The following is a 13,657-nucleotide window of genomic DNA, read 5'->3' on the forward strand; positions in this document are numbered from 1 at the left end:
AGTGTGACTTCTGTCGCTTGCCGCGTTGGTCGGAGCAGACCAAGATGCCGCCCGTGAAAAACCTCACTTACGCCACCCTTGACCAGGACAGGACCATGAGCCTTATGTCGTCCTCGCCCTTGCCGAGCGCGCGTGGACCGCAGGCGCTGCTGGTGGCCTGCGAGAGTGAGGAGGCGCTTTACCTGCGCAGCCGGCTGAGTCTCTACCGCGTCGCGGTGCACGAAGCCTGGACCGCGACCCAGGCGGTCGAGCACTGTGCCGAACATCTCGTGCATGTGGCTTTCGTCGACGCGGAGGTGGTCGGAGCGCCGCTTTTGGCCTTGTGCCAGCAGTTGCGCCGCAAACACCCGTGCCGTCCGGCGCCGCAGCTGGTGCTGCTGGGCGGGGCAGGGCAGCGGCGTGCGCTGGGGCTGCGAGGTGTACTGGCGGGGGGCGCCTGGCTGGCCAAGCCGCTGCACCCGCGGGAGCTCGACCGGCAGATCCTGCGCCGCATCGGGCTCGGGCATCTTGCCCCGGAAGAGCGCCCCACCTCCCTCTTCACCTGACGCTCGGGGGGCGGCGCAGGCGCCTGCCTGCGGCCGGGGCCTGCCGGTGTTGCGCCGCTCAGGCGCTGGGCGGCACGTAGCCGGCCGGCTGCTCGGCGCCTTCGCCGAAGAAATAGCGCTCCATCTGCCGCGCCAGATACTGGCGGGCGCGCTGGTCGGCGAGGTTCAGCCGGTTTTCGTTGACCAGCATGGTCTGGTGCTTGAGCCAGCCTTGCCACGCCTCCTTGCTGACGTTCTGGTAGATGCGCAGGCCCAGGTCGCCGGGGTAGGGCTGGAAGTCCAGGCCCTCGGCTTCTTTTTTCAGGTAGACGCATTGGACGGTGCGAGCCATGGGTACTCCTTCTCTTGGTTCCGTGAATCGGTGTGGTGTTGTCGCCGCCGGGTTCAGCCCAGCCGCTTGACCAGCACCTTGGAGCGCCGGTCCCAGTTGTACTTGCGTTTGCGCGCCTCGGGCAGCCATTCGGGGTCGACCTGCTGGAAGCCGCGCTTGATGAACCAGTGCATGGTGCGGGTGGTCAGCACGAAGATGCTGTCCAGCCCCATGGACTTGGCACGCTGCTCGACGCGCTTGAGGATGCGTTCGCCGTCGCCCTGGCCCTGCACGTCGGGCGAGACCGTCAGCGCCGCCATCTCGGCGGTCTTGGCCTCGGGATAGGGGTAGAGCGCTGCGCAGCCGAAGATGATGCCGTCGTGCTCGATGACCGTGTAGTGGCCGATGTCGCGCTCGATCTCGGTGCGGCTGCGCTTGACCAGCGTGCCGTCGCGCTCGAAGGGCTCGATCAGTTGCAGGATGCCGCCGATGTCGTCGTTGCTCGCCTCACGCAGGCTCTCCAGCTTCTCGTCGACGATCATGGTGCCGACGCCGTCGTGCGTGAACAGCTCCATCAGGATGGAGCCGTCGACCGAGTAGGGAATGATGTGGACCCGCTCCACGCCGTTCTTGGCCGCCTTGACCGCGTGCTGCAGGTAAAAGGCGGTGTCGGTCGGCTGCACCGGGTCGGGCAGGCCGCGCAGCAGCTTCTCGGCATCGGCGAGCGCCAGTTCCTGGTCGATCTCGCATTCCGGGTCGTTGGCCTGGGCCGGGTCCTGCGGCACGCCGCGCACCTCGGTGACGAAAATCAGCTTGTCGGCCTGCAGCGCGATCGCGGTGCTGGTCGCGACGTCCTCCATGCTGAGGTTGAAGGCCTCGCCGGTGGGCGAGAAGCCGAAGGGCGACATCAGCACGATGGAGCCGAAGTCGATCGCGCGGCGGATGCTCATCGCGTCGATGCGGCGCACGAAGCCGGTGTGCTGGAAGTCGATGCCGTCGACGATGCCGACCGGCCGCGCGGTGATGAAGTTGCCCGACAGCAGCCGGATCTGGCTGTGCGCCATCGGGGTGTTGGGCAGGCCCTGGGAGAAGGCCGCCTCGATCTCGTAGCGCAGCTGACCGGCCGCTTCCTGGGCACAGTCCAGCGCGAAGGCGTCGGTCACCCGCATGCCGTGGCTGAAGCGCGAGGTGTGGCCCTTGGCCGCCAGCTGCTCCTCGACCTGCGGCCGGAAGCCGTGGATCAGCACCAGCTTGATGCCGGTGGCGTGGATGATGGCCAGGTCCTGCGCGAAGGTGGCGAGCTTGCCGGCGGCGATCAGCTCCCCGGCGATCGCCACCACGAAGGTCTTGCTCCGATGCGCGTGGATGTAGGGCGCCACCGACCGGAACCAGGGCACGAAGGTATGCGGGAAGACGTAGCTCATCGGGGGGTACAGCGGTGGAGGGGGTGGCTCGGGCGAGGCTTTGAAATAATGTCGGATTTTGCACGAAGCCCCCATGACCGACATGCCGCCGCGCAGCGCGCCCGCACGCGAGCCGCGGGGATCCGCCGCCCCGCGTGCCAACCCGGTGCCGCCGATCCAGTTTCCGGAGTCCCTGCCCGTCTCGGCGCGGCGGGAGGAGATCGCGCGCGCCATCGACCAGCACCAGGTCGTGATCGTCTGCGGCGAGACCGGCTCGGGCAAGACCACCCAGCTGCCCAAGCTCTGCCTGGCGATGGGCCGCGGCAAGGGGGCCGGGGGCAAGGGGCTGATCGGCCACACCCAGCCGCGTCGCATCGCGGCCTCCAGCGTCGCCAAGCGCATCGCCCAGGAGCTGAACTCGCCGCTGGGCGAACACGTCGGATTCAAGGTGCGTTTCCAGGACCGGCTGTCCCCCGGCGCCTCGGTCAAGCTGATGACGGACGGCATCCTGCTGGCCGAGACCCAGACCGACCCGCTGCTGCGGGCCTACGACACCCTGATCATCGACGAGGCGCACGAACGTTCGCTGAACATCGACTTCCTGCTGGGCTACCTGAAGCAGCTGCTGCCGCGGCGGCCGGAGCTGAAGATCATCGTGACCTCGGCGACCATCGACGCCGACCGCTTCGCCCAGCACTTCGCCAGCATCAAGGGGCCGGCGCCGGTGATCATGGTCTCGGGTCGGCTCTATCCGGTCGAGCAGCGCTGGCGGCCCTTCGAAGAAGACCGCGACTACGACCTCAACAACGCGATCGCGGACGCCGTCGACGAGCTGTGGCGCGAGGGCTCGGGCGACGTGCTGGTGTTCCTGCCCGGCGAGCGCGAGATCCGCGACGCGGCCGAGCACCTGCGGCGCCACCACCCGCCCGGCGTCGAGATCCTGCCGCTGTTCGCGCGCCTGAGCCAGCAGGAGCAGGACCGCGTCTTCGAGACCGGCGGCGCCCGCCGCATCGTGCTGGCGACCAACGTCGCGGAAACCTCGCTGACCGTGCCTGGCATCCGCTACGTGATCGACAGCGGCCAGGCGCGCGTCAAGCGCTACAGCTACCGCAACAAGGTCGAGCAGCTGCAGGTCGAGCCGGTCAGCCAGGCGGCCGCCAACCAGCGCGCCGGACGCTGTGGGCGGGTCGCCAACGGCATCTGCATCCGGCTCTACGACGAGGCCGATTTCGCCGCCCGAGCGCCCTTCACCGATCCCGAGATCCTGCGCTCCTCGCTGGCCGGCGTGATCCTGCGCATGAAGGCGCTGAACCTGGGCGCGGTCGAGGACTTCCCCTTCATCGAGCCACCGCCGCGGCGCGCCATCTCCGACGGCTACCAGCTGCTGGCCGAGCTCAATGCGGTGGACGAGCAGAACGAGCTGACGTCGATGGGCAAGGAGCTGGCCAAGCTGCCGCTCGACCCGCGGGTCGGCCGCATGATCATCGAGGCCCGCGAACGCCAGTCGCTCAGCGAGGTGCTGGTGATCGCCAGCGCCCTGAGCGTGCAGGACGTGCGCGACCGGCCGATGGAGCACCAGCAGGCAGCCGACGAGAAGCACAAGAAGTTCGACGACGAGAAGTCGGAGTTCATGGGCTACCTCAAGCTCTGGAAATGGCTGGACGAGTCGCGCGGCGGGCACCGCAGCGCGTCTGCAGCGGCCGCGGCCGCCCCCGGTGCGCCGGGCGCAGCGGGTGGCGACTCGCACAAGCTCTCCAGCCGCAAGTACGAGCAGCTGCTGCGCGACAACTTCATCTCGCCGCGCCGGGTGCGCGAGTGGCGCGACATCTACACCCAGCTGCACACCGTGGTGGCCGAGCATGGCTGGCGCCTCAACACGCTGGCCGCCACCTACGACCAGATCCACCTGGCGATGCTGTCCGGACTGCTCGGCAACATCGGCCTCAAGAGCGACGAGGACGAGTGGTACCTGGGGGCGCGCGGCATCAAGTTCTGGCGCCACCCCGGCGCCCATCTGTCCAAGAAGCCGGGCCGCTGGATCGTCGCCGCGGAGCTGGTGGAGACGACGCGGCTGTTCGGCCGCGGCATCGCAGCCATCCAGCCCGAGTGGATTCCCGGCATGGCCGGCCACCTGCTCAAGACCCAGCTGCTGGAGCCGCACTGGGAGAAGAAGCCGGCGGAGGTGGTGGCGCTGGAGCGCGCAACGCTCTACGGCCTGGTGATCTACAACAACCGCCGCGTCAACTTTGCCACGGTCGACCCCGCGGCGGCGCGCGAGATCTTCATCCGGGAAGGCCTGGTGCAGGGCGAGTGGGAGACCCGGCTGCCCTTCCTGGCCCACAACCAGAAGATGGTGCGCCAGGTCGAGGAGCTGGAGCACAAGTCGCGCCGCCAGGACGTGCTGGTGGACGACGAGCTGATCTACGCCTTCTACGACCAGCAGCTGCCGGCCGACGTGCACAGCGGGCGCAGCTTCGAGCGCTGGTACCGCGAGCAGGTCCAGCGCGAGCCCAAGCTCTTGATGCTCACGCGCGACGAGCTGATGCGCCATGAGGCGGCCGGCATCACGACCTCGGCCTTTCCGAAGACCCTCCGGCTGGGCGGCGTCGATTGCGCGGCGACCTATCTGCACGATCCGGGCGACCCGAAGGACGGTGTGACCGTGACGGTGCCGATCTACGCGCTCAACCAGGTCAGCGAGGAGCGCTGCGAGTGGCTGGTGCCCGGCATGCTGAAGGACAAGGTGCTGGCGCTGGTCAAGAGCCTGCACCAGAAGCCGCGTGCGCGCCTGGTGCCGCTGCCGGAATATGTGGATGCCTTCGTCGCCGCGACACCGTTCGCGCAGGGCGGCCTGCTGGAGGTCCTGCTGAAAGCGGTGCGCGAGAAGACCCAGCTCGACGTCAAGCGCGGCGACTTCAAACTGGAGACGCTGCAGCCTCACCTGTTCATGAACTTCCGCGTCGTCGACGAGCATGGCCGGCAGCTGGGCATGGGGCGCAACCTGCCCGCGCTCAAGGCCGAACTGGGCAGCCAGGCACGCAGCGCCTTCCAGGCCCTGGCCGCGCTGAAGATCGGCAGTGGCGGCGAGGCCGCGGCCGCACCGGCCCCGCCGCCGGCTGACGGCGGCAAGACGCGCGTGCCGGCCACACCGGCGCGCGAGCCGTCGCCGCCCGCGACACCGGCCGCTGCGGCCCGCTACACCGCCTGGAGTTTCGGCGAGCTGCCCGAGCTGATGGAGGTCAAGCGCGGCGCACAGAGCCTGATCGGCTTTCCGGCCCTGATCGACAAGGGCGCGCATGTCGAGATCGAGGTCTTCGACGAGCCCGAGGTGGCGGCGGCCCGGCACCGCGCCGGCCTGCGCCGGCTGGTCGCGCTGCAGCTCAAGGAGCCGCTCAAATACCTGGAGAAAAACCTGCCGGAGCTGCAGAAGATGGCGGTGGCCTACATGAGCCTCGGCACCGCCGAGGAGTTGCGCGACCAGATCATCGAGGTGGCGCTGGAGCGCGCCTTCCTGCAGGAGCCGCTGCCGCACGACGAGTTCAGCTTCAAGGCGCGTATCGAGGAGGGCCGCACACGGCTCAACCTGATTGCCCAGGAGGTCTCGCGCCTGGCCGGCAGTGTGCTGCTGGAGTACCAGGCCACGGGGCGCAAGCTCAAGGACGCCCGGGCGCCGAAAGAGGTGGCCGACGACATCAACGCACAGCTGCAGCGCTTGATGCCCAAGCGTTTCGTGGCCCTGACGCCCTACGTGCAGCTGCAGCACTTCCCTCGCTACCTGAAGGGCATCCAGATGCGTCTGGACAAGCTGCGAGCCGACCCGGCGCGCGACACCCAGCGCTCGGCCGAGCTGCGCCCGCTGGAGCAGCGCTACACGCGGGCGCTGGCCGATCGCAAGGGGGCGGCCGACAGCCGCCTGGACGAGTTCCGCTGGTTGCTGGAGGAACTGCGCATCAGCCTGTTCGCCCAGGAGCTGCGCACGCCGCAGCCGGTGTCGGTGAAGCGGCTCGAAAAGAGCTGGAGCCAGCTCGCCTCCTGAACGACGTCAGGCCGCGGCCGGTCACGGCCGCGAAGCCCTGTCGTCTCACTGCAGGGAGGAGGGCGGCTCGGTTCCGTTCTCTTCCGGGTCGGCCGGCTCGCAATCGGGCGGCGCCCCTGCCCAGCACTTGGGGCAGCGGGTGCTGTCGCGGGCCGTGGAAGCGACGGTGTGCCCGCATTCCAGGATGACGATGGTGCCGAGGGGAAACACCTCGGACGAGTCCAAGGTGCCCACCACCTTGCGGAGCGGGAACGGCCGGGATACGCGGGTAGTCATGGCGGCGAGATACAGCAGTCGCGAAATCGGCAGAAGTGCCGCAAGCGGCGTGCCTTCGCGGGGCTGCGAGCGCAGGAAATTTCCTGCGTCGGCGCTGCCTGTGCGACAGCTTGCGCAGCGCGGGCGCCCGACTTTGTCAGCGGACGGGCGGTGAGTATGAAAGTTCGTTCAGTCCGTGGGCAAGGGGCGTGTAAGACGCGCCGCCCCGGGGCTTGCAGCGGCCTGCGCCTCGGCGAAGGCCGTGACCCGCGAAGCTCGGGGTTATCCCTCGCAGACAGGCAGAGGCGCCTTCCTAAAATTAATTCAACCTGAATTAGTTAATAGACCACCCCGTGAGCACCACGCGGCCCGGCAGAGGAAGCAACTCGGTCAACCTCCGCCTTTACAACGAACGGACCCTGCTGCAACGCCTGCGCCGCGCCGGCGAAGCGTCCAAGGCGGACCTGGCCCGCTGGGCCCAGCTGACCAACACGGCGGTCGGCAGCATCGTGCAGTCGCTGGAGGCAGCCGGCCTCATCGAGACCTTCGGCCGGCGTCAGGAGGGTCAACGCGGCCAGCCCGCCAGCCTCTACCGGCTCAATCCCAAAGGCGCCTTCGGGGTCGGCGTGAGGCTGGACCGCAGCAGCATCGAGACGGTGCTGGTCGATCTTTCCGGCAAGATCCTGGCGCGCCGGGCGCACGACCTGTTGCTGCCGCCTCCCGACCGGGCGCTGGACCTGGTGCGCCGCGATGTCGCATCGGTGCTCGCCGTGCTGGACCCTGCCGAGCGGCAGCGCCTCAGCGGCGTCGGTCTTGCCTTGCCCTGCAACCTGGGCAGCTGGCTGCGCGAGCTGGACCTGCAGGCCGGTTTCCGCGTCTGGGACGAGGTCGACTTCGGGGCCCTGCTGGCGCAGGCGGTGCAGTTGCCGGTGTTCAAGGAGAACGACGGCAACGCGGCCGGCATTGCGGAGCTCTTTTTCGGTGTTGGCCGCGCCAGCAGCGATTTCCTCTACCTTTTCATCGGCCCGGCCATCGGCGGCGCCGTGGTGGTGGACGGGGAGGGTATGCGCGGCAGCACTGGCAATGCAGCCGACGTCGCCATGATCCCGGTGCCACCGAGCCGGCTGGCCTCGGCGCCCGATACCGGCAAGTCCTGGGACATCCTGCTGTCGCGCGCCTCGCTCAACGCGCTGGCGCGCCACCTGCGTTTCCACGGCGAGCCGATCACCGGCCGTGCCGACCTCGAGACCTGCTGCGAGCGCGGACTGCCGGCCGTGCGCGAGTGGCTGGACGACTGCATCGATGCGCTGGTGCCGGCCGTGCGTTCCGCCATCGCGGTGCTGGACGTGCCGGTGTGCGTGATCGACGCCGACATCGATGCCGGCCTGATCGACGAGCTGATCGCACGCCTCGACGCCGGGCTGCGCTCGATCGCGCCCGAGTCGTGCGGCACGCCGCAACTGCGGCGCGGCAGCTTCGGCGCCGACGCTGGCGCACTGGGCGCCGCCAGCCTGCCGATGTTCTTCAACTTCTCGCCGCGCGCCGACGTGCTGCGGGGTCAGGCGCCCCGATCCGCGGCGGTCCTCCATGTCTGACAGCGTGCCCTTGCTCGAACTTCGCCAGGTCTCCAAGACCTTCGCCGGCGTCAAGGCGCTGCAACAGGTCATTGACGGCCCGGTCACCGCCAAGGCGCTCGGGGTGACGGTGATCTACCAGGAGCTGGGCCTGGCGCCCAAGCTGACGGTGGCCGAGAACATCTACATGGGCCGCCCGCTGCGCCGCCGCGGCCTGATCGACCGGGGGCGCCCGGTTCCCGGGCGAAGCCCGAACGCAACCACAAGAAAAGGACGGAACCTGCCATGTTCGTCGTGTGCGGTGAAGCTTTGATGGATGTCTACACCGGCGAGCCAACGCCCGCCGGCCTGGGGCTCGACGCGCGCCTCGGCGGGTCTCCCTACAACGTCGCCGTGGGGCTGGCGCGGCTGGGCCGCCCGGTCGCCTTCCTCGGCGGCGTCTCGACCGATGCCTTCGGTGAGCGCCTGCTGCAGGCGCTGCGGCAGGAGCGGGTCGACGTCTCGACCGTCGTGCGCAGCACCGGGCCGACCACCCTCAGCGTGGTCGGCCTCAATGCCCACGGTGTGCCGGAGTACGCCTTCCACGGCCAGGGCGCGGCCGACCGGCTGCTGACACAGCAGAGCTTGCCTGCGCTGCCGGAGGCGACCCGCGTGCTGCAGTTCGGCTCTTACACGACGGTGGTGGAGCCGGTCGGCAGCGCGCTGCGGGCCCTGGCCGCGCGCGAATGCGGCCGGCGCCTGGTGGCCTATGACCCCAACGTCCGGCTCAATGTCGAGCCGGACGTGTCACGCTGGCAGGCGGTGGTCGAGGTGATGGCGACGTGCGCGCACCTCGTGAAGGTCAGCGACGAAGACCTCGGCTGCCTCTACCCGGGCGTGCCGGCGGCCGAGGTGGCGCAGCGCTGGCTGGGGCAGGGAGCCCGGCTGGTGGTGGTGACACGGGGCGGCGAGGGCAGCCTGGCCTGGACCCGCCAGGTGCAGGCCCAGGCGCCGGCCCGGGCGGTCGCCGTGGTCGACACGGTGGGCGCCGGCGACACCTTCCAGGCAGCGCTGCTGACCCGCCTCGACGAGCTCGACGCGCTGAGCCCGGCGGCACTGGAGGGCCTGAGTGCCGAAACGCTGGCCGGCGTGCTGGGTTTCGCGAGCCGCGCGGCGGCCATCACCTGCTCGCGGCGAAGTGCCGACCTGCCGCGCCGCAGCGAGGTCGAATAAGCCGCCATGTGGTTGGGATTGGACCTGGGGACCGGCTCGGCCAAGGCCTTGTTGATGTCCGCACGCGGGGAGGTGGTGGCAGAGGCGGCCGGCGCCTATGAGGTCGCCTCCTTTGTCCCGGGCTGGGCCGAGACCCAGCCCGAGCACTGGTGGGTGGCGGTGTGCCGGTGTGTGAACGCGCTGCCGGCGCCCCTGCGTGAGCGGGTGCGTGGCATCGGCGTGTCGGGGCAGATGCATGGCGTGGTGCTCGCCGATGCGGCCGGGCAGGCCTTGCGGCCGGCCGTGCTGTGGGCCGACAGCCGCGCGGTGGAGGAGTTGGCGCGCTACGGCCCCGCGGAACGCGAGCGGCTGCTCAATCCGCCGACGCCGGGCATGATGGGGCCCATCCTGCTCTGGCTGGCCCGGCATGAGGCGCCGCTGCTCAGGCGCGCGCGCTGGGCCCTGCTGCCCAAGGATTGGCTGCGCCTGCAACTCGTGGGGCGGGCCGCGACCGACCCGAGCGATGCCAGCGGCACCCTGCTGGCCGGCCCTGACGGCCTCTGGGACGAGACGCTGGTTTCGGCCTTGCGGCTGGACGCCTCGCTGCTGCCGCCGGTGCAGCCCTCTGCATCTTCGGCCGGCCCCCTGCTGGGCGAGGCAGCCCGGCAGCTCGGCCTGCCGGCCGGCATCCCGGTGGCCGTCGGTGCCGCCGACACGGCGGCCGCGGCGCTGGGCAGCGGCCTGGTCGAAGACGGTGCCGCTCAGCTGAGCGTCGGCAGCGGCGCCCAAATCATCGTGATGCGTTCGACCTGCCCACCGCGCTCGCCCCGGTTGAACGCCTACCACGCGGTGGGCGGGCCGGGCCTGCCGGCCTGGTACACGATGGCGGCGATGCAGAACGCTGGCACCGCGCTGGAATGGGTCCGGGCGCTGTTCGGGCTGAGCTGGGACAGCTTCTACGAGCGGGCGTTCGCGCCCGGCCAGCCGCCGTCCGAGGCGCTGTTCCTGCCCTATCTGAACGGCGAGCGTTGCCCCTGGATGAACCCGACCGCGCGCGGCGGCTGGGTGGGCCTGTCACGCAGCGATTCGCAGGGCAGCCTGCTGCACGCCGCCCTGCTGGGGGTGGCCTACGGGGTGCGGGCCGGTTATGACAGCCTGCGCGAGAGCGGCCTGCCCGTGTCACGGCTGCGCCTGGCCGGCGGCGGCACCACGCGGCCGGCGTGGCGCCAACTGCTGGCCGACGTGCTCGGCTGCCCGCTGGATCCGGTCGAGCTGCCCAACGCCTCCGCGCAGGGGGCGGCCTGGCTCGGTGCGGCGGCGGCCGGCGAACTGCCCGGGCCGCTCGCCGAATGCGTGCAGGCCGGTCTGTCCGCAGCCGGCGGCGATGCCATCGAACCCCGCACCTGCCACGACGCCGGCTACCAGCGCTTCCGCGAGGTTTACCTCGGCCTGCACGCGGGTTGACCAGCGCCGACCTGCATGACAGCATGGCCCGCATGAAAAATCCCTTTGCCCGTTCCGAGCAGCGGTCGCGGCGCCCCGGTGGCCCCGGCGACTGGGTGCTGGTGCCGTCCTCGCCGGCGGAGGTGGAGCAGGTGGCGCGCTACTGTCGGCGACTCGTCAACCAGCGTGCCCTGATGGCGGCCGGCGTGGCGGTGGTGCCGGTGCCGGGGCTGGACTGGCTGGCCGACGTCGGCGTGCTGGTGAAGCTGTTCGGCGAGATCAACCATGCCTTCGGCCTGACGCCCGAACAGGTCGAGCGACTCAGCCCCAACCGGCGGGTCTATGCCTACAAGGCGATCAGCGCCGCCGGTGGTTTCATGGTCGGCCGGGTCGTGACGCGTGAACTCGTGATCCGCGCCGTGAAGCTGGTCGGCGTGCGCCTGAGCGCTCAGCAGGCCGCGAAGTTCGTGCCGCTGGCCGGCCAGGCGGTGTCGGCGGCATTGACCTTCTCGGCGCTCAAGCTCGTCTGCGAGCAGCACATTCGTCAATGCATGGAAGTCGCGCGGGTGCTGCAGCAGCTGCCGGCGCCGGACGACCACGCTGCCGCGCAGGCGACACCGATTTTCAGCGCGGGCTGAGCGAAAAGCGGCTCGCGTAGCGGCTACAATGCGTCGCTTCGGGGTGTAGCGCAGCCTGGTAGCGCAACTGCTTTGGGAGCAGTGGGTCGGATGTTCGAATCATCTCACCCCGACCATCTAAACCCGGCCTCCGCGCCGGTCCCGTCCAGTTCAGCGCTGTGGCTCAGGCTGCGCTCCCATGCGGCGCAGCAGCTCTTGCGCGTCGAAGGCGGCCAGCTCCAACGCATCGTCGAGTCGGAAAACAGCGACCACCTCGGCCAGCCGGCTGGCCTGCTCCTTCAGCGATTCGGCCGCTGCGGCTGATTGCTCAACGAGGGCGGCGTTTTGTTGCGTCACCTGGTCGAGCTGTAGCACGGAAGTATTCACTTGGGCAAGACCTTTGTTCTGCCGGGCCGCCGCCGACGCGATCTCGCTGATCGTCGCCGTGACGCGCTGTACCGCCGACATGATCTCGTCCATCGCACGGCCGGCCTCGCTCACCAGGGCGCTGCCCGATTCGACGCTTTCGACGGATGCGCCGATCAAGCTCTTGATCTCCCTGGCAGCCTGCGTGCAGCGCTGGGCCAGGTTGCGCACTTCGCCGGCCACGACCGCGAAGCCGCGGCCCTGCTCGCCGGCCCGGGCTGCTTCCACCGCGGCGTTCAAGGCCAGGATATTGGTCTGGAAGGCGATGCCGTCGATGACGCCGATGATGTCCACCACCTTCCTGGAGGAGGCGCTGATGGTGTCCATGGTCGAGACGACCTGTGAAACCACCGCGCTGCCTTGAACGGCGGAATCGCGCGCCCCGGTCGCGAGCTGCGCCGCGGTCTGCGCCGATGCAGCCGTCTGTTGCACGCTGGCGGCCAGCTCCTGCATCGAGCCGGCGGTCTGCTGCAGGTTGGCGGCAGTGGTTTCGGTGCGAGCCGAGAGGTCGTTGTTGCCGCTGGCAATCTCGCCCGAGGCGACGTTGATGCTGCCCACCGCGCGCTGCGCCTGCTGCAGCGCCTCGTGGGCGCGGCCGAGCGCCTTCTGCAGGTGCTGGGCGGCCGCGGACCTGAAGGCGATACCTCCGACGTTGAGCTGGATCGCATCGTCCTTGCCAAGCACGGCGATGAGCATCTGGACCTCGAGGGCCGCCACGAGCTGATCGAATCCCTGGCGGGCGAAGCGGATCTGGTACAGCGTCAGGGCCGTCAGAAACGCCAGATGCAGGAACACCTGCCGGAGATCGGGCTGCGGCAGCAGAAACACCGCGACGCCGCTGGCCTGCAGCCGGTCGACGACCAGGTGTTGGATGGCAAAGAGACCGGCGGACAGGGCCACGAGCCTCCAGTCGCGGTACACCATCACCAGCGCCATGAACACGGCGACGCCCAAGTGGTAGGGCGTCGCGCCGTGAGCGAAATGAATCTGTGCCGCGACCAGGCCCACGCCGGCGACAACCGCCAGGATGCGGGTCGCCGGCATGCCGGGCCGCAGCAGGTGAAAGCTCAGGAAGGGGAGCGCGAACAGCGCCAGCGCCACAGCGGCGGCCGCGCCGGCGCTGCCGTGGGCTGCTCCGGCCGCGACGGTCGCGAGGCTCACCATGCCGAGCAGCACGAGCATCACCTTGTCGACGATGCGAATGATGCTCTGTGAGGCTTGCTCGATAGGGTCGTGATCGCCTGCGATCAGGGACGGAGTGGAAGTGATCATGTACCAGAGCTCGAAGGCCGTGTCGGAGCCGGGTATTTCGACGGCAGACGGCCCGGCTTGAGGCACTGTTTCACGAGTTGGAGGGCCGCCAGAGATGGGATGCCTGGAAGACTTCCTGTGCTTGATGTGGATCAAGTCCGGTTTCAACGGCAAGTCGGACAGAGCATGCGCTCGACGGGCGACTCAGCGCTGCACCCGGCAGGCAGCCGGTGCCTGGCTCGCGGCCTTCAGCCACGCCAGCAGGTCGGCCCGTTCGCGGGCGTCCTTGATGCCGGCGTAGCCCATGGTGGTCCCCGGTACCAGTGCCGCAGGGTCGCGCAGGAAGGCGTCGAGCGTCGCCTCGGTCCAGACGATGCGCGAGTTGCGCATCGCCTGCGAATACGCGTCATAGCCCGGTGCGGTCCCCGCACGGCGGCCGAACACGCCGCAGTGCTGCGGACCGGTCCGGTTGCCCTCGACGGCATGACAGCCGATGCAGCGCGCGTAGACCTGCTCGCCACGCTGCAAGGCCGCCTCGCCGGGAGCCGCATAAGACAGGGCCGCGGGCAGCAGAGCCGCCAGCGCGAGCGCCGCGGTCCTCATGCG

12 protein-coding genes and 1 tRNA gene are annotated in these 13,657 nt (G+C 69.7%); 8 read left to right on the forward strand and 5 right to left on the reverse strand.

Annotated elements, in window-relative coordinates; translation table 11 throughout:
- Nucleotides 1–95 precede the first annotated feature (95 nt).
- The gene (locus OOT46_RS08080; protein WP_265403082.1) at nt 96–545 is read left to right on the forward strand and encodes a hypothetical protein; all 450 of its coding nucleotides are present in this window, start codon (nt 96–98) and stop codon (nt 543–545) included.
- 58 nt (nt 546–603) lie between these two features.
- Here OOT46_RS08080 and OOT46_RS08085 read toward each other — a convergent pair whose 3' ends face one another.
- Together OOT46_RS08085 and argA are read right to left on the reverse strand one after the other, a co-directional pair.
- Entirely contained in the window at nt 604–876 is a 273-nt protein-coding gene (locus OOT46_RS08085; RefSeq protein WP_265403083.1) for an oxidative damage protection protein, read from the reverse strand.
- A gap of 53 nt (nt 877–929) precedes the next feature.
- Nucleotides 930–2,279: an amino-acid N-acetyltransferase gene (argA, locus tag OOT46_RS08090; RefSeq protein WP_265403084.1), complete on the reverse strand. Its 1,350-nt coding sequence runs from the start codon at nt 2,277–2,279 to the stop codon at nt 930–932.
- 82 nt (nt 2,280–2,361) lie between these two features.
- Here argA and hrpA point away from each other — a divergent pair, with 82 nt between their 5' ends.
- The gene (gene hrpA / locus OOT46_RS08095) at nt 2,362–6,294 is read left to right on the forward strand and encodes an ATP-dependent RNA helicase HrpA (protein ID WP_265403187.1); all 3,933 of its coding nucleotides are present in this window, start codon (nt 2,362–2,364) and stop codon (nt 6,292–6,294) included.
- 45 nt (nt 6,295–6,339) lie between these two features.
- On the opposite strand, the gene OOT46_RS08100 is transcribed toward hrpA, so the two are convergent.
- On the reverse strand, nt 6,340–6,570 hold the full coding sequence (locus OOT46_RS08100; RefSeq protein WP_265403085.1) for a hypothetical protein: 231 nt from the start codon (nt 6,568–6,570) through the stop codon (nt 6,340–6,342).
- A 332-nt stretch (nt 6,571–6,902) separates the two neighbouring features.
- On the opposite strand from OOT46_RS08100, the gene OOT46_RS08105 reads away from it, so the two are divergent.
- From OOT46_RS08105 to OOT46_RS08130, 6 genes are all read left to right on the forward strand, one after another.
- Nucleotides 6,903–8,144 carry an ROK family transcriptional regulator gene (locus OOT46_RS08105; protein WP_265403086.1) on the forward strand — a complete coding sequence of 414 codons (1,242 nt, stop codon included), beginning with the start codon at nt 6,903–6,905 and terminating at the stop codon, nt 8,142–8,144.
- The gene (locus OOT46_RS08110) at nt 8,137–8,436 is read left to right on the forward strand and encodes a hypothetical protein (protein WP_416136167.1); all 300 of its coding nucleotides are present in this window, start codon (nt 8,137–8,139) and stop codon (nt 8,434–8,436) included. The genes OOT46_RS08105 and OOT46_RS08110 overlap by 8 nt, the downstream gene beginning before the upstream one ends.
- Complete coding sequence (locus tag OOT46_RS08115; protein WP_265403087.1) at nt 8,409–9,335, forward strand: carbohydrate kinase family protein; 927 nt, start codon at nt 8,409–8,411, stop codon at nt 9,333–9,335. Before OOT46_RS08110 ends, OOT46_RS08115 begins: the two co-directional genes overlap by 28 nt.
- A gap of 6 nt (nt 9,336–9,341) precedes the next feature.
- Entirely contained in the window at nt 9,342–10,778 is a 1,437-nt protein-coding gene (locus OOT46_RS08120; RefSeq protein ID WP_265403088.1) for a xylulokinase, read from the forward strand.
- Between the two features lie 32 nt (nt 10,779–10,810).
- Nucleotides 10,811–11,395 carry a hypothetical protein gene (locus OOT46_RS08125; protein WP_265403089.1) on the forward strand — a complete coding sequence of 195 codons (585 nt, stop codon included), beginning with the start codon at nt 10,811–10,813 and terminating at the stop codon, nt 11,393–11,395.
- 39 nt (nt 11,396–11,434) lie between these two features.
- Nucleotides 11,435–11,511 (forward strand) — tRNA-Pro (locus OOT46_RS08130).
- Between the two features lie 34 nt (nt 11,512–11,545).
- On the opposite strand, the gene OOT46_RS30770 is transcribed toward OOT46_RS08130, so the two are convergent.
- Both OOT46_RS30770 and OOT46_RS08140 read right to left on the reverse strand, forming a co-directional pair.
- Nucleotides 11,546–13,072, reverse strand: coding sequence for a methyl-accepting chemotaxis protein (locus tag OOT46_RS30770; protein WP_322114243.1), 1,527 nt, complete (start codon nt 13,070–13,072; stop codon nt 11,546–11,548).
- A gap of 183 nt (nt 13,073–13,255) precedes the next feature.
- Nucleotides 13,256–13,654 carry a c-type cytochrome gene (locus OOT46_RS08140; protein WP_265403188.1) on the reverse strand — a complete coding sequence of 133 codons (399 nt, stop codon included), beginning with the start codon at nt 13,652–13,654 and terminating at the stop codon, nt 13,256–13,258.
- Nucleotides 13,655–13,657 lie beyond the last annotated feature (3 nt).

The sequence above is a fragment of the Aquabacterium sp. A7-Y genome (assembly GCF_026153205.1).
Classification (GTDB): Bacteria; Pseudomonadota; Gammaproteobacteria; order Burkholderiales; family Burkholderiaceae_C; genus Caldimonas.

Coding starts and splice junctions, on each gene's coding strand:
- OOT46_RS08080 (WP_265403082.1), top strand. CDS start 96: ATGAGCCTTATGTCGTCCTCGCCCTTGCCGAGCGCGCGTGGACCGCAG.
- OOT46_RS08085 (WP_265403083.1), bottom strand. CDS start 876: ATGGCTCGCACCGTCCAATGCGTCTACCTGAAAAAAGAAGCCGAGGGC.
- argA (WP_265403084.1), bottom strand. CDS start 2,279: ATGAGCTACGTCTTCCCGCATACCTTCGTGCCCTGGTTCCGGTCGGTG.
- hrpA (WP_265403187.1), top strand. CDS start 2,362: ATGCCGCCGCGCAGCGCGCCCGCACGCGAGCCGCGGGGATCCGCCGCC.
- OOT46_RS08100 (WP_265403085.1), bottom strand. CDS start 6,570: ATGACTACCCGCGTATCCCGGCCGTTCCCGCTCCGCAAGGTGGTGGGC.
- OOT46_RS08110 (WP_416136167.1), top strand. CDS start 8,137: ATGTCTGACAGCGTGCCCTTGCTCGAACTTCGCCAGGTCTCCAAGACC.
- OOT46_RS08115 (WP_265403087.1), top strand. CDS start 8,409: ATGTTCGTCGTGTGCGGTGAAGCTTTGATGGATGTCTACACCGGCGAG.
- OOT46_RS08120 (WP_265403088.1), top strand. CDS start 9,342: ATGTGGTTGGGATTGGACCTGGGGACCGGCTCGGCCAAGGCCTTGTTG.
- OOT46_RS08125 (WP_265403089.1), top strand. CDS start 10,811: ATGAAAAATCCCTTTGCCCGTTCCGAGCAGCGGTCGCGGCGCCCCGGT.
- OOT46_RS30770 (WP_322114243.1), bottom strand. CDS start 13,072: ATGATCACTTCCACTCCGTCCCTGATCGCAGGCGATCACGACCCTATC.
- OOT46_RS08140 (WP_265403188.1), bottom strand. CDS start 13,654: ATGAGGACCGCGGCGCTCGCGCTGGCGGCTCTGCTGCCCGCGGCCCTG.